The sequence below is a fragment of the Variovorax sp. efr-133-TYG-130 genome, from assembly GCF_030208835.1.
Classification (GTDB): domain Bacteria; phylum Pseudomonadota; class Gammaproteobacteria; order Burkholderiales; family Burkholderiaceae_C; genus Variovorax.
Genome location: NZ_JARVTD010000020.1, coordinates 1 through 24,807 on the forward strand (window position 1 = coordinate 1; position 24,807 = coordinate 24,807).

Consider the following 24,807-nt stretch of genomic DNA (forward strand, 5'->3'; position numbering starts at 1 on the left):
CTTTTGGCGAAGCAAAAGAAAGTGAGTCGCCCGCCGGGGCGAGTCCCGGCCCCGGAAAAACAAACCGGCAAGCAGCCAAACGGTTCAAGCCGCTTCCTCCTCGATCGTGCGCCGGGTGCTTCCCCCACCCAGCCGGTCGAACGCGAGATAGATCACCGGCGTGGTGAACAACGTGAGCAGCTGGCTCACGATCAGCCCGCCGAAGATGGCCAGGCCCAGCGGGCGCCGCAGCTCGGCGCCGTCGCCGAAGCTCAGCATCAGCGGCACGGCGGCGAACAGCGCGGCCAGCGTGGTCATGAGAATGGGCCGCAAGCGCAGCAGCGCTGCCTGGTGGATCGCCTCGCGCGCAGACTTGCCCTGGTTGCGCTCGGCGTCGATGGCGAAGTCGATCATCATGATCGCGTTCTTCTTGACGATGCCGATCAGCAGGATGATGCCGATGATGCCGATCACCCCCAGGTCGTTGCCGGTGATCATGAGCGCCAGCAGCGCCCCCACGCCGGCCGAGGGCAGCGTCGACAAAATGGTGAGCGGATGCACGTAGCTTTCATACAGCACGCCCAGCACGATGTAGACGCACACCACCGCCGCCAGAATGAGCCAGAGCTGGTTCGACAGCGAGCGCTCGTAAGCGCCCGAGGCGCCCAGGAAGCTCATGGTGATGCTGCTGGGCAACCCGATTTCCTTGGCCGCCGCGCGGATGGCGTCGACCGAGGAGCCGAGCGACACGCCCGGCGCGGTGTCGAAGTTCAGCGTGCTGGCCGGGTACTGCGCCACGTGCGTGATCTGCAGCGGTGCCTGCTGCTCGCTGATGTTGGCAATGGCCGAAAGCGGCGTGGCCGTGCCCGAGCCGGCAATCAGGCTGAGCTGGCCCAGGCTCTGCGGCGTGTTCACCATGCCCGGCATGGCCTCGAGGATCACCCGGTACTGGTTGGTCTCGGTGAAGATGGTCGAGACGATGCGCTGGCCGAAGGCGCTGTAGAGCGCGTCGTCCACCGTGCTCGCGGTGATCGACAGTCGCGCGGCCGTGTCGCGGTTCACGTTCACGAAGGCCGCCAGGCCCTGCGCGCCCGCGTCGCTGCTCACGTTGCGCACCTTGTCGGAGGTCTGCAGCCGCGCCACCAGCTTCGTCATCCATTGGGTGATGGCGGCGCTGTCCACGCCTTCGAGCGACACGCGGTATTCGGTCGGGCCGGTCTCGGCGTCGATGGTCAGGTCTTGCGTGGGCTGCAGGTAGAGCGTGACGCCGGCCACGCCGCGCACGCGCTCGCGCAGCCGGTCCATGATCTTCTGCTGGTTGTCGTGGCCGGGCTTCAGGTTGATCAGCATGCTGCCGGTGTGAAGCATGGTGTTGTTGGCCGCGTCCACGCCCACGAAGGAGCTGAGGTTCTCCACGTCGGCGTCTTCGAGGATCGCGTGCGCCGCCTGCTGCTGCAGCTGCGCCATGCGGTCGAAGGACACGTCCTGCGCGGCCTGGATGCGCGCCTGCAGCTGCCCGGTGTCCTGCGTCGGGAACAGGCCCTTCGGAATCGAGAGGTACAGCACCACCGTGAGCACCATGGTGAGCAGCGCGACCAGCAGCGTGAGCGGCTGGTGGTCGATCACCCAGTGCAGCGAGCGGTCGTAGCGCACCATCACGCCGTCGAAGAAGCGCTGCGCGCGCGCGCCGATGCCCTGGCTGGCGGTGTCGCGCTTCGGCTCGTGCTTTAGCCAGCGCGCCGACATCATCGGCACCAGCGTGAGCGACACCACCGCCGAAATCAGGATGGTGATGGCCAGCGTCACCGCGAACTCGCGGAACAGCCGGCCCACCACGTCGCCCATGAACAGCAGCGGAATCAGCACCGCGATGAGCGACACCGTCAGCGAGATGATGGTGAAGCCGATCTGCGTGGCGCCCTTGAAGGCGGCCTGCAGCGGTTTTTCGCCCTCCTCGATGTAGCGCGCGATGTTCTCGATCATCACGATCGCGTCGTCCACCACGAAGCCGGTGGCGATGGTCAGCGCCATCAGGCTCAGGTTGTTCAGGCTGTAGCCCAGCAGGTACATCAGCCCGAAGGTGCCGATGAGCGAAATGGGCACCGCGATGCTGGCGATGACGGTGGCGCGCAGGCTGCCCAGGAAGGCGAAGATCACCAGCACCACCAGCACCACGGCCAGCACCAGCTCCATCTCGACGTGCTCCACCGAGGCGCGGATGCCGGCCGTGCGGTCGCTCAGCACGGAGATGTTCAGCCCGGTGGGCAGGCCGGCCTGCAGCTCGGGCAGCTGCGCCTTGATGGCGTCGACCGTGGCGATCACGTTGGCGCCGGGCTGGCGCTGCACGTTCATGATGATGGCCGGGGTCAGCCTGGTGCTGCCGTCGACCTTGCTGCCGGCCCAGGCGCTGAGCTGGGTGTTCTCGGCGCTGTTGACCACCTGGGCCACGTCGACCATGCGGATCGGCGCGCCGTTCTTGTACGAGACGATGAGGTTCTTGTAGTCCTCGACCGTGAGCAGCTGGTCGTTCGAGTTGATGGTGTAGGAGCGCTTGGGGCCGTCGAAGCTGCCCTTGGCGCCGTTGGAGTTGGCCGCCGCGATGGCGGTGCGCAGCGTGTCCAGCCCGATGCCGTTGGTGGCCAGCGCCTGCGTGTTGGCCTGGATGCGCACCGCCGGGCGCTGCCCGCCGCTCAGCGACACCAGCCCCACGCCGGAGACCTGGCTGATCTTCTGCGCGAGCCGGGTGTTGACCAGGTTCTGCACCTCGGTGAGCGGCAGCGTGTCGGAGGTGATGGACAGCGTGAGCACCGGCGCGTCGGCCGGGTTGACCTTGGCGTACACCGGCGGCGCCGGCAGGTCGGCCGGCAGCAGCGAGCCGCCGGCGTTGATGGCGGCCTGCACCTCCTGCTCGGCCACGTCCAGCGTCTGGCCGAGCGAGAACTGCAGCGTGATGATCGACACGCCGGCCGCGCTGGTCGAGCTCATGCGGTCGAGCCCCGACATCTGGCCGAACTGGCGTTCCATCGGCGCGGTGACGGTGTTGCTCATGACCTCGGGGCTGCCCCCGGGGTAGAGCGTCTGCACCTGGATGGTCGGGTAGTCGACCTGCGGCAGGGCCGACAGCGGCAGGAAGCGGAACGCCACCAGGCCGGCCAGCACGATGGCGACCATCAGCAGCGAAGTCGCCACCGGTCGAAGAATGAACGGGCGTGAGGGACTCATCGGTCGCGGCGCTTGCGGTCGGTCTGTCTGTCTGTCTGTCTGGAGCGCTATCGGTCAGCGCATCGTGCCGCCGGGCGCGGCGGGCGGCGTGCCCGGCTGCACCGCGGGCGCGGCCGGAGGCACAGATGGGGTGGCCGAGTCGGTTGAAGCCGGCCGCTGCCGCGTGCCCGCGCCTTCCGCGCCGCCCGCGCCGCCCGCGCCACCTTCTCGCCGGCCACCTCCGCCAGCACCGCCGCGCTCGCCGCGATGCCCGCGGCGCTCCCCGGAGGCCGCGCCCGCCGGCGGTGCCGCCGGCCGGTCGACCGTGGTCTGCACCCGCGCGCCGTCCTTCAGGCGGTCGCCGCCCTCGGTCACGACCTGCTCGCCGGCCGCGAGGCCGGAGGTGATCGCGACGTTGTCGACGCTCGACTCGCCGCGCGTCACCGTGCGCTGCGCCACGGTGCTGTCGTCCTTCAGCACGTACACGTAGTCGCCGTTGGGCCCGTGGCGCAGTGCCGTCACCGGCACCACCACCGCGCCGCTCACGGTGCGCAGCAGCAGCCGCAGGTTGACGAACTGGTTCGGGAACAGCGCGTTGTCGGCATTGGAGAAGCGGGCCTTGGCCTTGACGGTGCCGGTCGCGGTGTCGACCAGGTTGTCGAGCGTGGCGAAGGTGCCGGTGGCGAGCCTGCGCGTGCGCGTGCGGTCGAAGGCGGTGGCGTCGAGCTTCGCGCCCTGGGCCAGGCGGTCCTGCACTTCGGGCACGCGGTCTTGCGGTATCGCGAATTCGACGTCGATCGGCGCGATCTGGGTGATGGTGGCGATGCCGTTGGTGGCGCCGGTCGAGATGTAGTTGCCCGCGTCCACCGGCCGCAGGCCGATGCGCCCGCTCACCGGCGCGGTGATGCGGCTCCAGGTGAGGTTGAGCTTCGCGGTGTTCTCGTTGGCGCGGTCGATGGCCACGGTGCCTTCGAGCTGCTTGACCAGCGCGGCCTGGGTGTCGACGTCCTGCCGCGCGATGGAGTCCTGCCCGAGCAGGGTCTGGTAGCGCGACAACGTGACGCGCGCCGCCGCCAGCTGGGCCTCGTCGCGCTGGCGTGCACCGCTGGCCTGCGCCAGCGCGTTCTGGAACGGCTGCGGATCGATGGTGGCCAGCACGTCGCCCTTCCTGACCATCTGCCCTTCCTGGAAGAGCACCGCGGTGAGCACGCCCGACACCTGGGGCTGCACCACCACGTTGGCCAGCGGCGTGACCGTGCCCAGCGCCTCGAGCTGCACCGGGATGTCGGCCTGCCTGGCCGTCGCGATGCCGACCGTGCTGACGGCCGCGCCGCCGGGGCCGCCGGGACCGCCGCCACCGCCGCCGCGTGCACCCGGGCCACCCGCACCGCCCGGGCGCCCGCCAGGGGCCGCGCCCGGCGCACCCGCGGGCGTCTTCGCGCGCTGGATCAGGTACCACGCACCGCCCCCCAGGGCCGCGAGCAACAGCAGCGTCAGCAACGCCCCGACCCAGCGACGCCTGCGCACCTGTGGATGTGTGGGAGACACGTTGGCGGGCAGGGGCTCGGGTGGTTTTTCTTGTTCCATGGGCTGTGCGTGCGAAGGGGGCGAGGTTCGACCTAGAGTACAGCGCGGAATGGTAGCCGCGGAGTTTGCTGCGCCGTAAAGCGTCGGTAAAGCTGCCGCCGGTGCCGCAGCAGTTCACGCCCGCCTGGCGCAGTTCGCGCCGCCGCCCGGCATTTCGTCGCACGCCGGTGGCCGGCAGGGGTCGGGCCCGGCAAAGTCCGCTCCATCGATTTTTCTCCCGCCCTTCGGCTTTTCTTCATCTTTCAACGGAGCGCCACCATGCTGATGCAAGTCATCCTCCATACGCCCAAGTGGGTGTTCGCCGTTTTCTTCCTCCTGCTCTGGCTCGGCGCCAGGCAGCTGCTCACCAACGAAGTGAGCCTGTCCCGGGTCACGCTGATGCCAGTCGCCATGGGCGGCCTGTCGCTTTACGGCGTGATCTCGGTCTTCGGCGAATCGTTCGGCGCGCTGCTCGGCTGGGCACTGGCCGCTGCCGTGCTGCTGGCGCTGGTGCTGCAGCGCCCGCTGCCCGCGGCCACCCGCTACGACGCCGCCGAGCGCCGCTTCCACGTGGCCGGCAGCCCGGTGCCGCTGATGCTCATGATGGGCATCTTCCTGACCAAGTACGTGGTGGGCGCGGCCCTGGCCATGCACCCCGAGCTGGGCCACCAGGCTGCCTTCGGCATCGTGGTGCCGACGCTGTACGGCGCCTTCACCGGCGTCTTCGTGGCCCGCGCGGCACGCCTGTGGAAGCTCGCCATCCGTACTGACGCCATGTCGGCCGGCGTGCGCGCCGCCTAATATCGGCAACCGGCCCCAAGGAACTGCCACCATGAACGCGCTCTTGCTCATTCTCAAGATCTCCGTCACGGTGGTGCTCGTCGCCTCCATCGCCGAAGCGCTGGTGCTTTCCCTGCGCAACGGCTGCCGCAGCTACGACTGGAAGGCGTCCGGCGTCTCGGTGGTCGACTTCCTGGTGCGCGAATACCCGCTGCGCTGGCTGTTGCCGCTGGCCTTCTGGACCGGCGCCATGGACTGGTTCTATGCCCACCGCCTGTTCACGCTGCCGATGGACCACTGGACCGGCTGGGCCGCCTGCTTCATCGGCCAGGAGTTCTGCTATTACTGGTACCACCGCGCGGCGCACCGGGTGCGCTGGTTCTGGTGCACCCATGCCATCCACCATTCGCCGAACCAGCTGAACCTGTCGGCCGCCTACCGCTTCGGCTGGACCGGCCGCCTCACCGGCACCCTGGCCTTCTTCATGCTGGCCCCGCTGCTGGGCATGCCGCCGAAGGTGATCCTGCTGATGCTCACGCTCAACCTGCTGTACCAGTTCTGGATCCACGCGACATGGATTCCGCGCCTCGGCCCGCTGGAATGGTTTCTGAACACGCCCTCGGCACACCGCGTGCACCATGCGTCGAACCTGGAATACCTCGACGGCAACTACGGCGGCGTGCTGATCGTGTTCGACCGGCTGTTCGGCACCTACATTCCCGAGCGCGCCGACCTGCCCTGCCGCTACGGGCTGGTGAACCCGATCACCACGAACAACATCCTCGAGATCGAGTTCACGCACTGGCGCTCGCTGTTCCGCGACCTGGCCTCGGCGCGATCGGTGCGCGCCTTCGTGGGCTATCTCGTGAAGCCGCCGGGCTGGAAGCCCGACGGCCCCGGCGACACCACGGAAGAACTGAGACGGCGCGCGGCCCTGCAGGCAACGCCTCCGGCCCCGTCGACGACCCCTGATTTCATTCCTGTCCAGTACAACAAGGAGCTGTCATGAATCCCTCCTCCGACACCACCCGGCCCTCCGACGTCGAACGCCTCGCCCGCCGCCGGGCCGGCGCCAAGATGGGCTGGTACATCCACGCTTTCGTCTACGTGCTGGTGAATGTGGGCCTGGTCACGATCTCGGCCGCCAACGGGCGCAGCTGGGCCATGTATCCGCTCATGGGCTGGGGCCTGGGGCTGCTGATCCACGGCGCGGTGGTCTGGTTCATCGCGCCCGGCGGCGGCTTCTACGACCGCCTGGTGGAACGCGAGCGCCGCGCGCTGGGCGCCGGGGACCGCGGGTGAGCCTGGAGCAGGCCCCGCCACTTCCCCGGTTCGGGTCGGCAAACCTGCGGGACATGCTCCGGCATGGCCTGATCACCGCGGTCTTCTGCTGCCTCATTGCCACGGCGCTCACCATCACCGAAGGCGGCGGCTGGGCCGCGCACCTGGTCTATTCGCTGTCGATCGGCACGGTGAGCTGGTTGTTCATCGACTGCGGCCGGCTTCTCCTCACCGGGCACCATGAAATCCACTGGCCCGGCGGCCCCTGGGGCCTGCTGCTGGTGGTGGCGGGCGTGTTCGTCGGCTTTTTCGTCGGCAACCTCATCGGCGACGCATGGGTCGGTGCGCCCGCGTTCGACTTTCTCGACATCCGGGGCCACAAGCTGGCCACCGCCGCCGTCATCACCATCGTCGCCACGGTCTGCATGTGCTTCTTCTTCTACAGCCTCGGCAAGAGCAAGCACATGCAGAGCCAGATCGAGGTGGCCCAGCGCAACGCCACCGAGGCACGGCTCAAGCTGCTCGAAACGCAGCTGGAGCCGCACATGCTGTTCAACACCCTGGCCAACCTGCGGGTGCTGATCACCGTCGACCCGGCGCGCGCCGTGGCCATGCTCGACCGGCTCAACAGCTACCTGCGCATGACGCTCAGCGGCTCGAGGACGCTGTCGCATCCGCTGTCGGCAGAATTCGACCGGCTGGCCGACTACCTCGAACTGATGTCGGTGCGCATGGGCGAGCGCCTGCGCTACACGCTCGACCTGCCCGAAGCATTGCGCGACGTTCCCGTGCCGCCGCTGCTGCTGCAGCCGCTGGTCGAGAACAGCATCCGCCACGGGCTCGAGCCCAAGGTGGAAGGCGGGGAAATCACCGTGCGTGCGCGCCGGGACGCAGGCCAGCTGGTCATCGAAGTGATAGACACCGGCGTCGGCCTCGATGGCGCGCCGCCCTCCGAGGGCAGCAGTTTCGGGCTGGAGCAGGTGCGCGAGCGGCTGGCCACCGTGTATGGCGCGCAAGGCGCCCTTCGCCTGGCGCCCGGCGGCACTGGCGGCACCTGCGCAACTTTGAATTTCCCCCTGCCCGTTTGAGATTCCAGGATGACCCCGACAGCCCTCATTGCCGAAGACGAGCCCCTGCTCGCACAAGCCCTCAAGGCCGAACTGGCCGCCGCCTGGCCCGAACTGCAGGTCGTCGCCATCGCGGGAGACGGCCGCAGCGCCGTGCGCGAGGCGCTGCGCCTGCTGCCGCAGGTGCTGTTCTTCGACATCCGCATGCCCGGCCTGGACGGCCTGGGCGCCGTCGCCGAACTGGCCGACTGCTGGCCTGCCGACCAGGCGCCGATGCCGCAGCTGGTGTTCGTCACGGCCTATGACGAATACGCCGCGCGCGCCTTCGAGGCCCAGGCCATCGACTACGTGCTCAAGCCGGTGCAACCGCAGCGGCTGCGCAAGACCGTGGCCCGGCTGCAGCAGGCGCTGGCCGCCCGGCAGCCCGCGGCCACGCCCGCCGTGGCCGACGAGGCCCTCGAGCGCACCCTCGCCCAATGGCGCCAGGTGCTGAGCGCCGCGGGCGCGGGCGCCGAAGCCGTCGCACCGCCGGCCGCCCCGCTGCGCATGATTGCCGCCAGCGACGCCGGCGGCAGCACCGTGCGCATGGTGCCCATCGACGAGGTTCTGTATTTCGAAGCCGCGGACAAATACCTGCGCGTGCTGACCGCCACGCACGAATACCTGATCCGCACGCCGCTGAAGCAGCTGCTGCCCCAGCTCGACGCCGACACCTTCTGGCAGGTGCACCGGGCGGTGGTGGTGCGCAGCGCGGCCATCGAGTCGGTGCACCGCGACGAGGCCGGCAAGATGCACCTCATGCTGCGCGGGCGCGCCGAGAAGATACCGGTCAGCCGCCTTTACGCCCACCTGTTTCGCGCCATGTGAAAAGCCGGCTTCCGCCGCACCCATGAAAAAAAACCGGCCCTCGCGAGGGCCGGTTTTTCATTCAGTCACAAAAGCCGTTGCTAATTAGCGCCAGTGGCCATGACCGCGGTAGTAGCCACGACCGTAGTAGCGCGGGCCGTAATAGGCCGGCGGGCCGTAGTAGACCGGGGCCGGACGGTAATACACCGGCGGCGGGTTGTAATAGACCGGGGCCGGCGGCGCGTAGTAGACGGGTGCCGGCGGCACGTACACAGGGGCCGGAGCCGGGTAATAGCCCGGGTTGCCCACGCCGACAGCCACGCCTGGCACGCCGACGCCGATCGACCAACTCACGTCGCTGCGAGCGCTGGCCGAGGTGGCCGCAAACAGTGCACCGGCTGCCACGACACCTGCGGCGGCCCATTTGAAGAAAGTAGAACGTGTGAGGCTCATGATGTGGACTCCTTGTTTGGGGCGCTGCGTTCGGGTCTGAACCGCCCATGTACGTATTGAACGCGGCAAATGCAAACGGGGTGCACCCGCCAATGTGAAGAGAGTTGCCAAAGGTAACGCCCAAAGGGCGCCCTCTAGAATGCCGCAATGACCTCCCCGACCGACAAAAACGGCGCCAAAACGACCGCTGCACCGAGCAATTTCCTGCGCCACGTGATCGAGAACGACCTCGCACAGGGCGCCTACGCAGGCCGCAAGTGGGGCGGATCGCCCGGCAGCGCCGCCCACCACGCCCAGGGCATGGCCGATCCGGCCAAGGTGCGCATGCGCTTCCCGCCCGAACCCAATGGCTACCTGCACATCGGCCACGCCAAGAGCATCTGGCTCAACTTCGAGCTGGCCAAGGAATACGGCGGCGTGTGCCACCTGCGCTTCGACGACACCAACCCCGAGAAGGAAGACCAGGAATACGTCGACTCCATCCGCGACGCGGTGAAATGGCTCGGCTACGAAACCTACCTGGCCGACCGCCCCAGCGCGCCCGGCACGCTGCAGGAGCACGAGTACTTCGCGAGCAACTACTTCGACTTCATGTACGAGGCCGCCGAATACCTCATCGGCGCCGGCCTCGCCTACGTGGACGAGCAGACCGCCGACGAAGTGCGCGCGAACCGCGGCGACTTCAACACGCCCGGCACCGACAGCCCCTTCCGCACCCGCACGCCCGAGGAAAACCTGGCGCGTTTCCGTGCCATGCGCGACGGCCAGGTCGCCGACGGCGCCGCCATCCTGCGCGCCAAGATCGACATGGCCAGCACCAACATCAACATGCGCGACCCCGCGCTGTACCGCGTGCGCCGTGCCCACCACCACAACACCGGCGACAAGTGGTGCATCTACCCGATGTACACCTACGCGCACCCCATCGAAGACGCGCTGGAGCAGATCACCCACAGCATCTGCACGCTCGAGTTCGAAGACCAGCGCCCCTTCTACGACTGGCTGCTCGACCGCCTCGCCGAAGGCGGCCTCGTCGCCAGCCCGCACCCGCGCCAATATGAATTCGCGCGCCTCAACGTCACCCACGTGATGACCAGCAAGCGCAAGCTGCGCCAGCTGGTCGAGGAGAAATACGTCGACGGCTGGGACGACCCGCGCATGCCCACCATCGCCGGCCTGCGCCGCCGCGGCTACACGCCCGAGGCGCTGCGCCTGTTCTGCGAGCGCAGCGGCACCACCAAGTCGGGCGGCTGGATCGACTACGCCAGCCTCGAGGCCGCGCTGCGCGACACCCTCGACCCCGTCGCTCCGCGCGCCATGGCCGTGCTCGATCCGGTCAAGCTCGTCATCACCAACTGGGGCGAGCTGATGGGCGGCGACGACTCGCTCGACGACTGCTCGGCCCCCGTGCATCCGCACCACCCCGAAATGGGCAAGCGCGAATTCAAGCTCGGCCGCGAAGTGTGGATCGAGCGCACCGACTACGAAGAAGTTCAGCCCAAGGGCTTCTTCCGCCTGTTTCCCGGCAACAAGGTGCGGCTGAAGTACGGCCACGTCATCGAATGCACCGGCGGCACCAAGGACGCCGACGGCAAGCTCGTCGAAGTGCAGGCCACGCTGGTGCCCGACACCAAGAGCGGCACGCCCGGCGCGGACGCGATCAAGGTGAAGGGCAACATCACCTGGGTGGCGGCCGCCGATGCGGTGCAGGCCGAAGTGCGGCTGTACGAACGGCTCTTCGCGGAAGCCAACCCGGGCAGCGGCGAGCTGCTGGACGAACTGAACAAGACCAGCCTGGAAGTGTGCTCGGCGTTCGTCGAGCCCTCGCTGGCAAAGGCCGAGCCGGGCGTCGGCATCCAGTTCGAGCGGCACGGGTACTTCGTGCGCGATTCGAAGGGCGGCGCCGACGGCAAGCTGGTGTTCAACCGCGCAGCGGGCATGCGGGACAGCTGGGGCAAGTAGGGCGGCCCGCGTCCCTCCAAGGCGAAAGCCGGGGCCTCGATGGCTCCGGCTTTTTTTCTTTTGTCAGTACGCGCCCGGCCGCTTGTAGACCACGCCCAGCACCGCGCTGTTCTCGTCCGTGGTGCAAACGGCGGGCCGCGCTTGCGGCCCGACCTTCAGGTTGATCGTGTAGACCCCGTCGCGCGGCGTCGAACCGCTGTCCACCACGATGCTGGCCGGTGGCACCCGCAATTCACGCGCGGCGGCGGCAACGCAATTCTTGACGCTCGCCTCGGGCGCGCCGCCGACGCGCAGGGACGTGCTGCTGCAGGCCGCCATCAGAAAACCCGCCGCCGCCACGCAAGCGAGATGAATAGAGCTTCGCATCGTCATTTCCGGGTTCTCCTTGGTGATGAACCCATTGGAGCCGCCCACCGCAGCGAATGTTGCAGGACAGACCCGGGCTATCCTGTCGGCTCATGAACCTTCCGAGCCCTTCTTCCCGCCTGATCCGCTTCAACAAGCCCTATGGCGTCCTCAGCCAGTTCACGCCCGAGGGCCGCTGGCGCGGCTTGAAAGATTTCATCGACATCCCCGGCGTCTACGTGGCCGGCCGGCTCGACGCCGACAGCGAAGGCCTGCTGCTGCTCACCGACGACGGCAAGCTGCAGGCACGCATCGCTGATCCGCGCTTCAAGATGGAAAAGATCTACTGGGTGCAGGTGGAAGGCACGCCGACCGAAGAGGCGCTTGCTGCGCTGTGCAACGGCGTTCAACTGAACGACGGCCCCACGCGCCCCGCCAGGGCGCGCCTGCTCGACCCGCCGCCGCAAGTGTGGGAGCGCCAGCCGCCCATCAGGGAGCGCAAGAGCATCCCCACCGCTTGGCTCGAACTGGCGATCCGCGAGGGCCGCAACCGCCAGGTGCGGCGCATGACGGCGGCCGTCGGGCTGCCGACGCTGCGGCTGATCCGCGCCGCCATCGGGCCGCACACGCTCGAAGGGCTGGCGCCGGGGAGCTGGCTCGGCTGACCCTGTCCCGCATCGAAGAACCTTCAACGACATCTATTCATGCCAATCAATTTCGACTTTTCCGACCGCGCGCCTTCCATGCTGAATCGCCGCTCTGCCCTGCTCGGCGGCCTCGGCCTGCTCGCGATGCCTGCTTCACAGCTGGCCAACGCCGCCTCGCCAAAGAAAGCGCAGCAACCCGCGCACGCCGATGTCTGGCCGCACGCATCCCAGGTGCCGGGCGGCGTGGCCCGCCTGTCGCTCGGGCCGGCTGCAAAGCGGCCTGCTGCCTTTGCAGGCGACATACCTCTGCTCGTGCTGGGCGACGCCATCGAATGGACCGCGGTGGTCGGCATTCCCCTCGCCGCCGGGCCAGGTGAGGCCAGCATCACCGTGCGCCCCGAAGGCCGCCCGGAAAGGCAGATCGCCTACACCGTCGCCCCCAAGCAATACCGCGAGCAACGCCTGACGGTCGCCCCGCGCACCGTCGACCTGGCCCCCGAAGACCAGGCCCGCTACGAGCGCGAACGCGAACACCTGAGCGCCGTGATGGCCACGCTCACCGACATGCGCCCCGACGCAGCGCTGCAGATGCGCGTGCCCGTGCCGGGCCGCCGCTCCAGCTCGTTCGGCCTGCGCCGGGTGTTCAACGGCCAGTCGCGCAATCCGCACAGCGGCATGGACATCGCGGCGGGCACCGGCACGCCGGTGCTGGCGCCGCTGCCCGGCAAGGTGATCGACACGGGCGACTATTTCTTCAACGGCGGCACCGTGTGGCTGGACCACGGCGGCGGACTGCTCACGATGTACTGCCACCTCAGCCGGGTCGACGTGAAGGTCGGCGACGTGCTGAAGACCGGCGAGAAGCTGGCCGCGGTCGGCGCGACCGGGCGGGTGACCGGGCCGCACCTGCACTGGTCGGTGATGCTCAACCGGGCGATGGTGGATCCGGCTTTGTTCGTTGCGGCTTGAGGCGTTCGAGGCATTGCCGCACAGCACTACACTGCGACCATGCGCCCTTCGGAAGCCTTGTCCCTGCATCGTGCTCGCATTCGCGAGATCGCGCTGAGTCACCATGTCAGCGGAGTTCGGGTGTTCGGCTCCGTATCGCGCGGCGAGGACGGTGCAGACAGCGACCTGGATCTGCTGGTGGACCCCACCGAGCAAACTACGCTCATGGACATTGGCGCCATTCGCTACGAACTGAAAACCCTGCTTGGCATCGAGGTGGATGTACTCACCCCTGCCGGCCTGCCTCCCAAGTTCCGTGATCGTGTTCTGCGCGAAGCGGTGCCTCTATGAGTCGCAGCGATCCGCGGCGAGTCGTGGACTATCTGGGCCATATTCATCCGGAGTTTTCGTCGATGCACCCTGAAATTCCCTGGCGCATCGCATACGAAATGCGAAACGCGCTCTCGCATGGCTATTTCACTGTCGATCACACCATCGTCTGGCAGACAGTGCAGAACGATTTGCGGCCGCTTCGCGTGCAGATAGCCAAGTCGACCCCGCTCGCCTAAGTCGCCTTCGGCCGCGCCGTACTCCAAGCAATCACCACCAGCAACAACACCTGCAAAGGCAGCCGCGCCACCAGCGCCCAGTAAGGCACGTTCGCGAACAAGTCCGCCCGCTGCAGCATGTAGACATTCGCGGGCGTCACCGCAAGAGTCAGCAGGAACAGCCCGACTCCCGCAGCCCGGCGCGTCGGCCGCCACAGCAAACCGGCCGCGCCCAGCAGTTCGAAAACGCCGCTCACCCACACGGTCTCGCGCGGCCACGGAATCCAGGGCGGCACGATTTGCATCTCGGCTTCGGTCGCCACGAAATGCGCGACGCCGCCGATGGCGAACCACAGGAAGACGAACACCAGGCCCGCCAAGCGCCAGCGGCTCATGGCGGGCATCGTGGTCATCGAACAGCCGGCCTCACAGCGGCTTGGTCAGGTACACCGCTTCGCGCCCGACGATCGTGCGTTGCGCGGGCATGAAGATCGTGCAGTCGTCGCACAGCGCGCGAATCTCTTCGTCGCCGTTGGTGGCGATCAGCTCGCCCTTGGCAAAGGTCTCGAAGCCGATCAGCGGGCGCACGAAGGCGAAGTCTTCCGACTTGATGACGTAGGTCTGCAGCAGCTGGAAGCGGCGTTGCGCCTCGGGCGGCGGCGTGGCCGGGTCCTTGTCGACGAGGCCGAAATACGCGAGGAAGTCGTAGGTGACGGCGGTCGCGAGCTCCGACGCCGAGCGCAGGAAGTGCTGGCCGCACTCGACCACCATCGCCACGCCCTTGCCGTCCGGGCCGCCATGGCTGCCGTACTGGATCAGCGGCGTGCCCGAGCCCAGGCCGTCGGGCATCACCAGGTGCACCGACGGGCGTCCGATGGCCAGCGCGACCTTGGCGTTGCGCTCGAACGCCGGGTACACCCAGAACGGCACCACGGGCTGGCTGGTCGAATGGATGTCGAGGATGTGGTCGGCCGCCTCCACCACCGGGCGCAGGATGCGCGCGCGGCGCAGCTCGGGGCTGTCTTCCGTGCCGTCGAGCCACTCGGGCGACCAGATGCGGTTCAGGTTGTGCACGATCTGGCGGCTGTCGAAGGGCGCCTCTTCCTTGAACGACTCGTAGGCCTCGATGTTGGCGAAGGCCACGGTGAGCGTGCCGATCTTCGGGCGCACGTTGTTGTCGAGCAGGTGCGTGGCGGCGGTCATGCCGCAGATCTCGTTGCCGTGCGTGAGCGCGTTGATCAGCACGTGCGGGCCGGGCTTGCCCGACTCGAAGCGGTGCACGTAGTCGATGCCGACGTTGCCCTTGCGGTAGGCGGAGAGGTCGCGGGGGAGGACTTCGAGGGCGGGAGGCAGTTGGGTCATGGGGCTGTGGGGAGTGAGCGAAGCAGCCGGCAAGTTTGCTACAGGCCGGGCATTCCTGCTTCAGACCGCGGCGCCAAGTCAACGAGCGCATACCGCGTCGCCTTGCCTTGCCCGTTTCGCTCGAGCAGCCCTGATGCGACAAGCTCGGTCAGTTCGCGGTAGGCCGTGGCACGCGATACGCCGGCAATGGCCACGTATTTCTCCGTACTCATGCCGCCAAGAAACCCGCCGGGTCCCGCGTCGTACAGCTTGTTCAGCACCTTGCGCTGACTCGGCGTGAGCGCGGGGTGCGCGGCATCCAGCGCAACCCAGAAGTTGGTCTTGGCGCCTGCCGCCTGGATGTGCGCCACGGTCGACAAACAGGCTTTCTCGACACAGCCTGCAAACCAGCGCACCCACGCCGTGACATCCATGCCGTCCTGCGCGCTGGCCACCTGCAACTGGCTGTAGTAGCCCCCTCTGTCGAGCCACAGTTGCTGCGACATGCTGAAAAGCCGCTGATTGCTGCGCAGGTCCTGTGCGAGCGCCAGGTCGCTCAGCGCACGGCCGATGCGGCCGTTGCCGTCTTCAAAGGGATGGATGGTCTCGAACCACAGGTGCGCAATGGCGCTGCGGACGATGCCGTCCATCATCGGCTGCTCGCGGCCTGCCTCGAACCATTCGAGCAGCGCCTTCATGAGGCCCGGCACTTCGCGCGAAGGCGGTGCCTCGTAGTGCAGCACGTCTGGCTTGCCAAGCCTTGGGGTGACGATCTGCATCGGCTCTTCGTGCACACGGTACCCCCCGGTGACGATGCGCGTGATGCCGCTGCGCCCGTTCGGAAACAGGGCTGCATGCCAATCGAACAGGGCCTCTTCAAACAGCGGTTCGCGCCAGCGCGCAAGGGCCGCTTCGACGATGTCGAGCGTGGCTTCGGTGCGTTCGTCCCGAGGGACGCGGCTTGCGGGCGTCAGCCCCAGCCGCCGGGCAGCGGAAGCACGCACCGAATTGACCTGCAGGGTCTCGCCCTCGATCTGCGCGGTGGCGATGGCCTCTTGTGTCCACTCATCGAGCTGAAGTTCGGCAAGGTCGACCAGTTGAAGGTTGCTGGCCACGCCCAGCATGCGCCCCTGTGCCAGCCGCGCCGCGGCCAGCGCGGGCTGCAAAGCATGCGCGTCCACCTCGAACCGAGGCCATTTCCTGTTTTGCCAAATCCACATGAAGCGCATCTTAGGCAAATACGCTTCAAAAATGAAGCGCATTTGCTCACAATACGCTTCAGCAAGACGGGACTACCAGTTCACTTCACGCTCCGGCGTCGCCGAAATATGGTGGATCGAAAGGTCCGCCCCGTCGTATTCCTCTTCCTGCGTCAGCCGCAGCCCGACCGCCTTCTTCAGCGCGCCGTACACCGCCCACCCTGCCAGGCCGGCCCAGACGACGCCCAGCAGCGTGCCAATGAGCTGCGCCCACACGTTCACACCGCCCATGCCGCCCAGCGCCTGCGTGCCGAAGATGCCTGCCGCGATGCCGCCCCAGGTGCCGCACAGGCCGTGCAGCGGCCACACGCCGAGCACGTCGTCGATCTTCCATCTGTTCTGCACCAGCGTGAACATCTTGACGAAGATCGCGCCGGCCACGCCGCCCACCACCAGCGCGCCCAGCGGGTGCATCAGGTCGGAGCCGGCGCAGATGGCCACCAGCCCCGCGAGCGGGCCGTTGTAGACGAAGCCGGGGTCGTTCTTGCCCATGGCCAGCGCGACCAGCGTGCCGCCGACCATCGCCATCAGCGAGTTGACGGCGACGAGGCCGGAGATCTTGTCGATGCTCTGCGCGCTCATCACGTTGAAGCCGAACCAGCCCACGCACAGCACCCATGCGCCGAGCGCCAGGAACGGAATGTTCGACGGCGGGTGTGCGCTCAGCGAGCCGTCGCCCCGGTAGCGGTTGCGCCGCGCGCCCAGCAGCAGCACGGCCGGCAGCGCGAGCCAGCCGCCCACGGCATGCACCACCACCGAGCCCGCGAAGTCATGGAACTCGTGGCCGGTGAGCGACGCTATCCAGCCCTGGATGCCGAAGTGCTTGTTCCACGCGATGCCTTCGTACAGCGGGTAGACGAAGCCGACGATCACCGCCGTGGCGATGAGCTGCGGCCAGAACTTGGCGCGCTCCGCGATGCCGCCCGAGATGATGGCCGGAATGGCTGCGGCAAAGGTCAGCAGGAAGAAGAACTTGACCAACTCGTAGCCGCTTCTTGCCGACAGTTCGATGGCGCTCACGAAGAAATGCGTGCCATAGGCCACGCCGTAGCCCACCAGGAAGTACACGATGGTCGACACCGAGAAGTCGACCAGGATCTTCACCAGCGCATTGACCTGGTTCTTCTTTCGGACGGTGCCGAGCTCCAGAAAGGCAAAACCGGCATGCATGGCCAACACCATGATCGCGCCGAGAAGGATGAAGAGCGCGTCAGCGCCCTGTTTGAGTGCGTTCATTGAAGCTTCTTGCAGTTTTTTGTTTTGATTTGGTGCAACGCACCCGAATTGCTCGGAGCGGCGCCATAAGCAAGCAAAAAAAGTGCCTGAAAGCTCTCTGATGGTGCAGAAAGAACCAATAACGGGCTTTCCCAGCCCGGCCACGCACCGGATCAGCCCGCGCCGGCGCGCAGTGCGTCCCGGTAGCGGCGGCTGCAGGGCACCGTGGTGCCGTCGTGCATGTGCAGCCTGGCGTCGCCGCCGTCCAGCGGCTCGATTTCCTTGACGCGGCCCAGGTTCACGGCGTGGCTGCGGTGCACGCGCGCGAAGCGGTCGGGGTCGAGTTGGGTCAGGAAGTCGGTGAGCGTGGCGCGGAGCAGGTAGTCGTGGCCGTTGACGTGCAGGCCCACGTAGTTGCCTTCGGCCTGCAGCCAGTCGATGTCGGTGGCGGCGATGAGGAATTCGCGGCGCAGCTTTCGCACGAGGAATCGTTCGGGGCGCGGGGGCGGCGGTGGGGCCGTCTCCGGCACGGAGGGCGCCGCCTCTGTCGCCCCTTCCTCCGGCGCATCGAGCACCCGGGCCTCTCCCTGCAGCCGCAGCAGGAACCGCCGGTAGACCCAGATGCCGAAGATCATGCTGGCGTACCCCCGCACGTCCTTCAGGTACTCATAGCCCCACTGGGCGGTCCAGTTGGAAAAGCCGTAGTGCTCGCCAACCATCGAATAGACCAGCGAGCGCAGCCCGAACATGCCGGCCACATGGACCACGCTGACCGCCACGCTGGCCGCCAGGTGCCAGGCCAGGAACCGGACCCAGTGCCTGCTCGCCAGCGGCGCCAGCCAGCGCTCGATGGCCACCAGTGCCGGCACCAGCAGCAACAGCACGAAGTGGCTCGACACCTCCCAGGTGACGACTTCCCAGCGGGCATGCGGCACCGCGCGATTGCCGACATCGGCGATCGCGACCAGGGTGCTGAACGCGGCCTGCAGCGTCATCAGCACGATCCAGAAGCCCACCTCGACATAGCGGCGGATCGGCTCGTAGCGTTCGTAGAGGTTCTTGCGTGGATCGCCCATGCCCGGAATTCTCGCGAAATCGCCCCCTGGGGCCGGCGAATTTCGTCCCTGGGGGCCACCGCTCGTCACAAAGCGGGGGCAATCCGTCCCGGCGGCGCGCCGCCGCGGGGCCGTGCGGCCGAACATCGCGGCCTTCCAAATTCGAGGCCCCAAGATGCACACCGCCGCCGACATCCCGCCAGACCATCGCCGCCACGACATCGACGCCCTGCGCGCGCTGGCATTCCTGTTCGTCATCCTCTATCACGTGGGCATGTACTACGTGGCCGGCTGGCACTGGCACCTCAAGAGCCCTCACGAGGCCGAATGGCTGCGCTGGCCGATGGCCATGCTCAACCTCTGGCGCATGGACCTGGTGTTCCTCATCTCCGGCGTGTCGCTGGGCTTCCTGAGCCGCGGCCAGGGCACCTGGGCGCTGCTGCGCAGCCGGGGCCTGCGGCTGATGCTGCCGCTGGCCTTCGGCATGGCGGTGATCGTGCCCTACCAGGCCTATGCGCAGGGCGTGGCCAACGGCATGGTGGCGCCGGGCTTCGGCGCCTTCCTGCTGCGCTACCTGTCGATGAGCGCGCCGTGGCCGAAGCAGGCCTTCGACGGCGCGGAGTTCGGCATCACCTGGAACCACCTCTGGTACCTGCCTTACCTGTTCACCTACACGGCAATCGTGGCGCTGACGCTGCCGCTATGGAAGTCCGCCGCCGGGCAGCGGGTGCGGCGCGGCTTCAACGGACTGCGCGGCTGGAAGCTGCTGTTGCTGCCGACGGTGCCGCTGCTGCTGTGGACGATGCTGCTGGCCTCGCGCTTTCCGGCCACCCACAACCTGGTGCGCGACTTCCACCTGCACAGCATCTACTTCACGATGTTCCTCTACGGCTACTGGATGGGCGTGGACACCGGCGTCTGGAAGGAACTGGAGCGGCTGCGCCGGGTGTCCCTTGCGCTGGCGCTCGCGGTGATCGCCGTTTTCTTCACGTTGCGCGCCGTCACCAGCGGGCCGCCCTCGGGGCTGTCGATGGACGTGCTGCGCGTGCTCTACCTGTGGCTGACTGTCTCGGCCATCCTGGGCTACGGGCACCGGTACCTGAACCGGCCCTGGCCCTGGCTGCGCTGGGCCAACGAGTCGGTGTACCCGTGGTACGTGCTGCACCAGACGCTGATCATCATCGGCGCGGTGCTGCTGGCCCCGCTCGCGCTCGGGCCGGTGGTAGAGCCCGCGCTGCTGGTGGCGCTCACCATCTTCGGCTGCTGGGCGCTGACCGACGGGCTGATCCGCCGCGTCAACTTGCTGCGGCCGCTGTTCGGGCTGAAGCTCAGGCGGCCGGCTTCGCGGCAGCCTCTTCCACCGGAACCAGAATGGCGTTCCCCGTCGCCACGAGCTTGAGGGCATCGCCCTCGCCCTGCGCATAGAGCTCGGCCGCCGCAAACACCTGCTTGCGCCCGGCCTTCACCACCCGCCCCCGCGCCACGAAGGCGCGGCCCACGGCGGGCGAGATGCAGTTCACCGAGAAATGCGACGCCAGCACGCGGCCCGCCACGCTGGCGGCCGCGAAGCCGCTCACGGTGTCGAGCAGCGCGCCGATCATCCCCGCATGCAGGAAGCCTGCGTACTGGCCCATGTCTTCCTCGCGGAAGTCCATGCGCAGCTCGGCCTCGCCGTTGGCGGCGCTCGTGACTTCGAAGCCGGCCCAGCGGTTGAAGGCGGCGGTCTTGTTGATGGCCTGGATGGTGTCGAGCATGGCGTGCAGTCCCTTGAAAGCGATGCAGGCCACTCTACGAACCGCCCCTCGCATTCGTCGTCGCGCGCGTGACCGCCCACGCGCCGGCGGTTGCCTTGGCGACAGCGGCCGAAAATTTTCTTGTGATGCCTTAACCCCGCTCGCGCGGCCCGTCCGTAGCAGTGGGGGTCTGTCCCACTTTCTTCGAAGGCATCCCATGAAAGCATCGACCTCCGTCTTCCTTCGCGCCACCGCCGGCGCCGCCGTCCTGCTGGTGCTGAGTCTCAGCGCGCAGGGGCAAGCCGCCACGCAGCCGGCCGGCTTTTCCGGCTCGCGCATCACCCAGGTCAAGGTCTATCCCGGCAGCGCCACCATCGATCGCGTGGCGCGGGTGGCGGCCGGCAGCCGTTCGGTTACCTTCGCCTGCCTGCCCGCCGGGCTGGACGTGCAGAGCCTGCAGGTGTCGGCCGACGCATCGGTGCGCGTCGGCGAGACCTCGGTGCTCGGCGAGGCGCGCGAGCTTTCCGCGCAGTGCGCGAGCAGCGCGCTCGACGGCCGCATCCGCGAACTCGAGGACCAGAAGGCCGCGCTGCAGGCCGAGAGCGATGCGCTCGGCATGGTCAACGGCTACCTCAAGGGCCTGGCCGGCAGCGCCGGCGATGCGCCCCAGGGGGCCCGCGCACCCATGGATGCGCGCAACCTCGTCGCCATGACCGAGGCGATGCGCCGCACCGGGCAGGACTCGCTGCTCAAGCAACACCAGATCCAGCGCCGGCAGACCGACATCGACCGCCAGCTCAACCCGCTGCTCGCCGAACGCACCCGCACCCAGGGCAGCGGCGAGCAGGTGATGGCCGTGACGGTCACGCTGGCGGCCAGCGCGGACGCCGACGTCAGGCTCAGCTACCAGGTCAACGGCCCCGGCTGGACGCCCAGCTACCGCGCGCTGCTCGACAGCGGCACCGGCAAGGTCCGCATCGAGCGCCAGGCGCTGGTGGCACAGGCCACGGGCGAAGACTGGCGCGGCGTGAAGCTGGTGCTCTCCACCGGCCAGCCGCGCCGCGAAACCACCGGGAGGCTGCCATCGGCATGGCGCATCGGCGTGGAGCCGCCGCCGCCGCCGGCGCGCACGCGCAACGAAGAGCTGGCGCCGATGCCCGCCGCGCCGATAGCCATGGCCCCCGAGAGCGCCAGGCAGTTGCGGGAGCGCCGTGCGCCGCTGTTCGACGTGAGCGTGTTCGACAGCAGCTTCGCCACCGAGTTTTCAGTGCCGCAAAGCATCGACGTGCCCTCCAACGGCCAGCGCGTGACCCTGGCGCTGGGCCAGCATGAAGACACCGCCAGGCTGGTCGCCCGCACCAGCCCGCGCGTGGATGCCAGCGCCTTCCTGGTCGCCGACATGGCGCAGCCCGACGGCGTCTGGCCGGCCGGCCCGATGCTGCTGTACCGCGACGGCGCCTTCGTCGGCAACGGCCGCTGGAGCCCGCCCACCGATGCCCGCCTGACGCTGTCCTTCGGCCGCGACGAACTGGTGCGCGTGCAGGCCGAGCCCGAGCGCGACAACCAGGGCACCGGCGGCTTCGCCGGCTCGCGCGCCGAGCGCAAGGTGCAGCGCGCCTACGTCGTCGAGAACCGCCACCGCACGCCGGTCACGGTGGAGGTGCTGGAAGCCGCGCCGGTGTCGGTCGACGAGCAGGTGCGCGTGAGCTCGCAGTTCGCGCCCAGGCCCGACGACCTGTCGTGGAACAAGCAGCCCGGCCTCACGATGTGGCGCTTCGACCTGGACCCCGGCAAGTCCGCCCGCGTGGCGGCCGACTACACCATCGGCTACCCGAAGGACGCGCGGCTGCAGATGCGCTGAGCGCCCTCGCCCGCGGACCGAGCGCGCATGAACCTCGGGCTTGCGGGCCGCTCCTCAGATCCGAGTCAGGCCGGCGTGGCATCCTCATGGACCCAATCGCTCATCCATGGGAGAAAAAGCGTGAGAAGGATTCATCGGCGAGGCGCGCTGGCCTTGTCGGCCGCGTGCGCGGCGTCCGCCCTGCTCGCCGTCTCGGGCTGCGAACGGAAAAGCGCGCCCGCAGCTGCCGCCGCCGCGCCGCCGGAACCCGCCCTGCCGGCCACCGCCATCGGCAGCGTGGAAATCACGCAGGAAGACATCGACTGGTTCCGCCGCAGCAAGGCCGAGTGGGTCGACTGCGAATCCGGCGCACCCGGCATCGTGCCGCCCGACCTGACGCTCGAGCAGTTCGGCGAAGCGCTCGACGGCGCCTCCTCTGCGGCGGTCGAGCGCTTCACCAACGTGGCCTCGGCCTTCTTCCTGCACGCGAGCTTCGCGCAGGGGCACTACGCCTTCCAGCCGCCTTTCGGCCAGCGCGATGCCTTCGACGTGACCGACGAGCACATCCGCCTGCTGCAGCGCGCGAACTGGCGCACCTTCATGATCGACTGCAAGCGCCCGTACGGCGACTTCACCCACTTCGAGATCGACATGGCCGACATCCTCGGCCTGCCGCTGAAGAAGGACGCCAAGGGCCGCGCGCAGATCGGCAAGGACGCCGAGCAGCGCATGGACGCGCTTCATGCCGACATGCTCTATGCGCTGCAGGCGTACATCCGCTTCGCGCGGCTCAACCCGGGGCGCTACGTGGTGCCGGGGCGCAGCTTCTCGCGCTTCGTGAGCCGGCCGCTGTGCCGCCCGGTCTCGGCCACGCGCGTCGCGCTCTACCAGCGCGCGCTGAAGGCCGCCGGCCCGCATCCGGATTCGCGCCGCACGGTGGCGCTCAACGAGGCGGCGGCGGCGTTGTTCGCGCTGGACTGAGGGCGCTCAGGCTTCCTGCCCGGGCACCGTCTCTGGCTTCGGCTTGCCCTTCTGCTTGCGCGCGGCCTTCTTCGCGGCCCGCTCGGCGTCTCGGCGCTGCCCATCGGCCAGCCATTCGGCAAACTCTTCCGGTGTTTCGAGCGTGATGCGCCCGAGGTTGCCGGCGCGGAATTCGTGCATGACGATTTCCGCCGCCTTCTGCAGGTTGACGCGCCCCTTGCCCAGCAGCGCACCGCGCTTGCGGCCGATGGTGTCGAGCAGCGCCTCGTCCTTCATCTCGGCCATGGTGGCGGCGTCGAGCTCCACCAGCTTGAAGCGCGCGGCCACGCCGGCGCCGTAGTGCACCTTGAGGTAGTTGAGCAGCTCGAGCGCCACCTCTTCCTCGTCGAAGGCGTTGCGCCCCACGGCGCCGCTGGCGGCCAGGTTGTAGCCGCTCTTGGGCACGATGATGCGCGGCCACAGCATGCCGGGTGTGTCCCACAGGTAGAAGTCGTCGGCCAGCGTGATGCGCTGTTCGAGCTTGGTGATGCCGGCCTCGTCGCCGGTCTTGGCCTTGCGCCCGCCGGTCAGCGTGTTGATGAGCGTCGACTTGCCCACGTTGGGAATGCCGCAGATCAGCACGCGCATCGGCTTGGCCATGCCGCCGCGGTTGGGCGAGAGCTGGTGGCAGGCCTTCACCAGTTGCTGCGCGGGCGTGGTCTGGCTCGCGTCCAGGCCGATGGCGCGGGTGTCGGGCAGCGCGTTGTAGTGCGCGAGCCACTGCACGGTGCGCTCGGGGTCGGCCAGGTCCTGCTTGTTGAGCACCTTGAGGCTGGGCCGCCCGGCCGTGAGCTCCGCCAGCATGGGGTTGGCGCTGGAACCGGGCAGGCGTGCGTCGAGCAGTTCTATGACCACGTCGATGTCTTTCACCCGCTCGGTGATGGCCTTCTGGGTCGCATACATGTGACCGGGGAACCACTGGATCGCCATCGGTAGGCTCTTTCTTTTCGCGCTGACTGGAATTCGGGGAAACGGACCGGCCTTCGGGCCGGGGTGCGAATTGTGAACCGGGAACCTGAACGCTAGCTGCGCGCTACGTTTTCGATAGCTGCGCTCGGCGATTCTGCCTACCCCGCTGAGCCGCGTGTTCGCGTCGGCGCCGGCGCCGGCGCCGGCGCCGGCACAGCATTGATTTTTGGCGCATTGCGCGCGGGTTGCACACACGCGCAATCCCCTAGAGGGTTTTGCGACGCCCGAGGCGCGTCCGCCCCTATCATTTGAACGAGCGCGGCGCATGAGCGTCGGTCGAGTCGAAAACTTTTTTATGGAGTTACCGCGATGAAACCCGTCTCCGAACTGCTCAAGCGTCACGATTCCGCGGCCTGGCGCACCTCTCCCAACGCCACCGTGTTCGACGCGCTGGCCACCCTCGCGCGCTTCGAGGTGGGCGCGCTGATGGTGATGGAGGGCGAGAAGCTGGTCGGTTTTCTTTCAGAGCGCGACTACACCCGCAAGGTGGCGCTGCAGGGCAAGAACTCGAAGGAAGTGCGCGTTTCGGAGATCATGACGCCCGATGTGATGACCGTCACCCCGCAAACCCGCACGCGCGCCTGCATGACGCTCATGAGCCAGCGCAAGTTCCGCCACCTGCCGGTGGTCGACGGCGAGAAGGTGGTCGGCATGATCTCGATCCAGGACCTGATGGACGACATCATCTCGGACCACGAGGCCACCATCGAGCAGCTGACCACATACATCCAGAGCTGAGAAACCGCCGCATT

General features: G+C 68.0%; 25 protein-coding genes. 14 read left to right on the plus strand and 11 right to left on the minus strand.

Annotated elements, in window-relative coordinates; genetic code table 11:
* Positions 1-84: 84 nt before the first annotated feature.
* Both QRN67_RS18375 and QRN67_RS18380 read right to left on the minus strand, forming a co-directional pair.
* A complete protein-coding gene (locus QRN67_RS18375; protein ID WP_285413013.1) occupies positions 85-3,201 on the minus strand; it encodes an efflux RND transporter permease subunit in 3,117 nt (1,038 codons plus the stop codon).
* Positions 3,202-3,255: 54 nt separating this feature from the next.
* Positions 3,256-4,767 (minus strand): efflux RND transporter periplasmic adaptor subunit, encoded by a 1,512-nt coding sequence (locus tag QRN67_RS18380; protein WP_106935060.1) that lies wholly within the window; start codon positions 4,765-4,767, stop codon positions 3,256-3,258.
* Between the two features lie 258 nt (positions 4,768-5,025).
* Between QRN67_RS18380 and QRN67_RS18385 the strand changes: the two genes are divergently transcribed.
* From QRN67_RS18385 to QRN67_RS18405, 5 genes are read left to right on the plus strand one after another with little or no spacing between them, the layout of a single operon-like run.
* Positions 5,026-5,547: a DUF6622 family protein gene (locus tag QRN67_RS18385; RefSeq protein ID WP_285413014.1), complete on the plus strand. Its 522-nt coding sequence runs from the start codon at positions 5,026-5,028 to the stop codon at positions 5,545-5,547.
* Positions 5,548-5,578: 31 nt separating this feature from the next.
* Complete coding sequence (locus tag QRN67_RS18390) at positions 5,579-6,535, plus strand: sterol desaturase family protein (protein ID WP_285413015.1); 957 nt, start codon at positions 5,579-5,581, stop codon at positions 6,533-6,535.
* Positions 6,532-6,828 carry a 2TM domain-containing protein gene (locus QRN67_RS18395; RefSeq protein WP_285413016.1) on the plus strand — a complete coding sequence of 99 codons (297 nt, stop codon included), beginning with the start codon at positions 6,532-6,534 and terminating at the stop codon, positions 6,826-6,828. Before QRN67_RS18390 ends, QRN67_RS18395 begins: the two co-directional genes overlap by 4 nt.
* A gap of 53 nt (positions 6,829-6,881) precedes the next feature.
* Positions 6,882-7,895 carry a sensor histidine kinase gene (locus QRN67_RS18400; protein ID WP_285413017.1) on the plus strand — a complete coding sequence of 338 codons (1,014 nt, stop codon included), beginning with the start codon at positions 6,882-6,884 and terminating at the stop codon, positions 7,893-7,895.
* Between the two features lie 9 nt (positions 7,896-7,904).
* On the plus strand, positions 7,905-8,741 hold the full coding sequence (locus QRN67_RS18405; RefSeq protein WP_285413018.1) for a LytR/AlgR family response regulator transcription factor: 837 nt from the start codon (positions 7,905-7,907) through the stop codon (positions 8,739-8,741).
* A gap of 84 nt (positions 8,742-8,825) precedes the next feature.
* Here the strand turns inward: QRN67_RS18405 and QRN67_RS18410 are convergent, their stop codons facing one another.
* Entirely contained in the window at positions 8,826-9,173 is a 348-nt protein-coding gene (locus QRN67_RS18410; protein WP_081271540.1) for a hypothetical protein, read from the minus strand.
* A 147-nt stretch (positions 9,174-9,320) separates the two neighbouring features.
* Between QRN67_RS18410 and QRN67_RS18415 the strand changes: the two genes are divergently transcribed.
* Positions 9,321-11,135, plus strand: coding sequence for a glutamine--tRNA ligase/YqeY domain fusion protein (locus QRN67_RS18415; protein WP_081271539.1), 1,815 nt, complete (start codon positions 9,321-9,323; stop codon positions 11,133-11,135).
* A gap of 63 nt (positions 11,136-11,198) precedes the next feature.
* On the opposite strand, the gene QRN67_RS18420 is transcribed toward QRN67_RS18415, so the two are convergent.
* Positions 11,199-11,549, minus strand: a complete 351-nt coding sequence (locus QRN67_RS18420) for a hypothetical protein (protein ID WP_285413020.1) — start codon at positions 11,547-11,549, stop codon at positions 11,199-11,201.
* Between the two features lie 44 nt (positions 11,550-11,593).
* Between QRN67_RS18420 and QRN67_RS18425 the strand changes: the two genes are divergently transcribed.
* Genes QRN67_RS18425 through QRN67_RS18440 form a run of 4 tightly spaced genes read left to right on the plus strand, consistent with a single transcriptional unit; the run spans position 11,594 to position 13,644 of the window.
* Positions 11,594-12,145 (plus strand): pseudouridine synthase, encoded by a 552-nt coding sequence (locus QRN67_RS18425; RefSeq protein ID WP_106935064.1) that lies wholly within the window; start codon positions 11,594-11,596, stop codon positions 12,143-12,145.
* Positions 12,146-12,184: 39 nt separating this feature from the next.
* Positions 12,185-13,096 (plus strand): M23 family metallopeptidase, encoded by a 912-nt coding sequence (locus tag QRN67_RS18430; RefSeq protein ID WP_285413021.1) that lies wholly within the window; start codon positions 12,185-12,187, stop codon positions 13,094-13,096.
* Between the two features lie 39 nt (positions 13,097-13,135).
* Positions 13,136-13,426 (plus strand): nucleotidyltransferase family protein, encoded by a 291-nt coding sequence (locus tag QRN67_RS18435; RefSeq protein WP_285413022.1) that lies wholly within the window; start codon positions 13,136-13,138, stop codon positions 13,424-13,426.
* Positions 13,423-13,644: a HepT-like ribonuclease domain-containing protein gene (locus QRN67_RS18440; RefSeq protein ID WP_106935066.1), complete on the plus strand. Its 222-nt coding sequence runs from the start codon at positions 13,423-13,425 to the stop codon at positions 13,642-13,644. Before QRN67_RS18435 ends, QRN67_RS18440 begins: the two co-directional genes overlap by 4 nt.
* On the opposite strand, the gene QRN67_RS18445 is transcribed toward QRN67_RS18440, so the two are convergent.
* The 5 genes from QRN67_RS18445 to QRN67_RS18465 all read right to left on the minus strand — a co-directional run bounded on the left by QRN67_RS18445 (position 13,641) and on the right by QRN67_RS18465 (position 18,514).
* On the minus strand, positions 13,641-14,036 hold the full coding sequence (locus QRN67_RS18445; protein ID WP_285413024.1) for a DoxX family protein: 396 nt from the start codon (positions 14,034-14,036) through the stop codon (positions 13,641-13,643). The genes QRN67_RS18440 and QRN67_RS18445 overlap by 4 nt on opposite strands.
* Before the next feature lie 13 nt (positions 14,037-14,049).
* Positions 14,050-14,985 (minus strand): M14 family metallopeptidase, encoded by a 936-nt coding sequence (locus QRN67_RS18450; RefSeq protein WP_285413025.1) that lies wholly within the window; start codon positions 14,983-14,985, stop codon positions 14,050-14,052.
* Positions 14,986-15,023: 38 nt separating this feature from the next.
* Positions 15,024-16,226, minus strand: a complete 1,203-nt coding sequence (locus tag QRN67_RS18455) for a Fic family protein (protein WP_285413026.1) — start codon at positions 16,224-16,226, stop codon at positions 15,024-15,026.
* A 30-nt stretch (positions 16,227-16,256) separates the two neighbouring features.
* Positions 16,257-17,459 (minus strand): ammonium transporter, encoded by a 1,203-nt coding sequence (locus QRN67_RS18460; RefSeq protein WP_285413028.1) that lies wholly within the window; start codon positions 17,457-17,459, stop codon positions 16,257-16,259.
* Between the two features lie 152 nt (positions 17,460-17,611).
* The gene (locus tag QRN67_RS18465) at positions 17,612-18,514 is read right to left on the minus strand and encodes a LytTR family DNA-binding domain-containing protein (protein ID WP_285413029.1); all 903 of its coding nucleotides are present in this window, start codon (positions 18,512-18,514) and stop codon (positions 17,612-17,614) included.
* Positions 18,515-18,668: 154 nt separating this feature from the next.
* Between QRN67_RS18465 and QRN67_RS18470 the strand changes: the two genes are divergently transcribed.
* Entirely contained in the window at positions 18,669-19,892 is a 1,224-nt protein-coding gene (locus QRN67_RS18470; RefSeq protein WP_285413030.1) for an acyltransferase family protein, read from the plus strand.
* Here the strand turns inward: QRN67_RS18470 and QRN67_RS18475 are convergent.
* On the minus strand, positions 19,822-20,247 hold the full coding sequence (locus QRN67_RS18475) for a PaaI family thioesterase (protein WP_081271546.1): 426 nt from the start codon (positions 20,245-20,247) through the stop codon (positions 19,822-19,824). The genes QRN67_RS18470 and QRN67_RS18475 overlap by 71 nt on opposite strands.
* A 196-nt stretch (positions 20,248-20,443) precedes the next feature.
* Between QRN67_RS18475 and QRN67_RS18480 the strand changes: the two genes are divergently transcribed.
* Both QRN67_RS18480 and QRN67_RS18485 read left to right on the plus strand, forming a co-directional pair.
* Positions 20,444-22,087 (plus strand): DUF4139 domain-containing protein, encoded by a 1,644-nt coding sequence (locus tag QRN67_RS18480; protein ID WP_285413033.1) that lies wholly within the window; start codon positions 20,444-20,446, stop codon positions 22,085-22,087.
* Between the two features lie 120 nt (positions 22,088-22,207).
* Positions 22,208-23,047, plus strand: coding sequence for a hypothetical protein (locus QRN67_RS18485; RefSeq protein WP_285413034.1), 840 nt, complete (start codon positions 22,208-22,210; stop codon positions 23,045-23,047).
* 6 nt (positions 23,048-23,053) lie between these two features.
* Here QRN67_RS18485 and ylqF read toward each other — a convergent pair whose 3' ends face one another.
* Entirely contained in the window at positions 23,054-24,016 is a 963-nt protein-coding gene (gene ylqF, locus QRN67_RS18490) for a ribosome biogenesis GTPase YlqF (protein WP_285413036.1), read from the minus strand.
* A 348-nt stretch (positions 24,017-24,364) separates the two neighbouring features.
* Here ylqF and QRN67_RS18495 point away from each other — a divergent pair, with 348 nt between their 5' ends.
* Entirely contained in the window at positions 24,365-24,793 is a 429-nt protein-coding gene (locus tag QRN67_RS18495; RefSeq protein WP_081271529.1) for a CBS domain-containing protein, read from the plus strand.
* Positions 24,794-24,807 lie beyond the last annotated feature (14 nt).

Excerpts from the sequence above, each read along its gene's own strand:
- QRN67_RS18375 (WP_285413013.1), bottom strand. The coding sequence starts at position 3,201 with ATGAGTCCCTCACGCCCGTTCATTCTTCGACCGGTGGCGACTTCGCTG.
- QRN67_RS18380 (WP_106935060.1), bottom strand. The coding sequence starts at position 4,767 with ATGGAACAAGAAAAACCACCCGAGCCCCTGCCCGCCAACGTGTCTCCC.
- QRN67_RS18385 (WP_285413014.1), top strand. The coding sequence starts at position 5,026 with ATGCTGATGCAAGTCATCCTCCATACGCCCAAGTGGGTGTTCGCCGTT.
- QRN67_RS18390 (WP_285413015.1), top strand. The coding sequence starts at position 5,579 with ATGAACGCGCTCTTGCTCATTCTCAAGATCTCCGTCACGGTGGTGCTC.
- QRN67_RS18395 (WP_285413016.1), top strand. The coding sequence starts at position 6,532 with ATGAATCCCTCCTCCGACACCACCCGGCCCTCCGACGTCGAACGCCTC.
- QRN67_RS18400 (WP_285413017.1), top strand. The coding sequence starts at position 6,882 with ATGCTCCGGCATGGCCTGATCACCGCGGTCTTCTGCTGCCTCATTGCC.
- QRN67_RS18405 (WP_285413018.1), top strand. The coding sequence starts at position 7,905 with ATGACCCCGACAGCCCTCATTGCCGAAGACGAGCCCCTGCTCGCACAA.
- QRN67_RS18410 (WP_081271540.1), bottom strand. The coding sequence starts at position 9,173 with ATGAGCCTCACACGTTCTACTTTCTTCAAATGGGCCGCCGCAGGTGTC.
- QRN67_RS18415 (WP_081271539.1), top strand. The coding sequence starts at position 9,321 with ATGACCTCCCCGACCGACAAAAACGGCGCCAAAACGACCGCTGCACCG.
- QRN67_RS18425 (WP_106935064.1), top strand. The coding sequence starts at position 11,594 with ATGAACCTTCCGAGCCCTTCTTCCCGCCTGATCCGCTTCAACAAGCCC.
- QRN67_RS18430 (WP_285413021.1), top strand. The coding sequence starts at position 12,185 with ATGCCAATCAATTTCGACTTTTCCGACCGCGCGCCTTCCATGCTGAAT.
- QRN67_RS18435 (WP_285413022.1), top strand. The coding sequence starts at position 13,136 with ATGCGCCCTTCGGAAGCCTTGTCCCTGCATCGTGCTCGCATTCGCGAG.
- QRN67_RS18440 (WP_106935066.1), top strand. The coding sequence starts at position 13,423 with ATGAGTCGCAGCGATCCGCGGCGAGTCGTGGACTATCTGGGCCATATT.
- QRN67_RS18445 (WP_285413024.1), bottom strand. The coding sequence starts at position 14,036 with ATGACCACGATGCCCGCCATGAGCCGCTGGCGCTTGGCGGGCCTGGTG.
- QRN67_RS18450 (WP_285413025.1), bottom strand. The coding sequence starts at position 14,985 with ATGACCCAACTGCCTCCCGCCCTCGAAGTCCTCCCCCGCGACCTCTCC.
- QRN67_RS18455 (WP_285413026.1), bottom strand. The coding sequence starts at position 16,226 with ATGCGCTTCATTTTTGAAGCGTATTTGCCTAAGATGCGCTTCATGTGG.
- QRN67_RS18460 (WP_285413028.1), bottom strand. The coding sequence starts at position 17,459 with ATGAACGCACTCAAACAGGGCGCTGACGCGCTCTTCATCCTTCTCGGC.
- QRN67_RS18465 (WP_285413029.1), bottom strand. The coding sequence starts at position 18,514 with ATGGGCGATCCACGCAAGAACCTCTACGAACGCTACGAGCCGATCCGC.
- QRN67_RS18470 (WP_285413030.1), top strand. The coding sequence starts at position 18,669 with ATGCACACCGCCGCCGACATCCCGCCAGACCATCGCCGCCACGACATC.
- QRN67_RS18475 (WP_081271546.1), bottom strand. The coding sequence starts at position 20,247 with ATGCTCGACACCATCCAGGCCATCAACAAGACCGCCGCCTTCAACCGC.
- QRN67_RS18480 (WP_285413033.1), top strand. The coding sequence starts at position 20,444 with ATGAAAGCATCGACCTCCGTCTTCCTTCGCGCCACCGCCGGCGCCGCC.
- ylqF (WP_285413036.1), bottom strand. The coding sequence starts at position 24,016 with ATGGCGATCCAGTGGTTCCCCGGTCACATGTATGCGACCCAGAAGGCC.
- QRN67_RS18495 (WP_081271529.1), top strand. The coding sequence starts at position 24,365 with ATGAAACCCGTCTCCGAACTGCTCAAGCGTCACGATTCCGCGGCCTGG.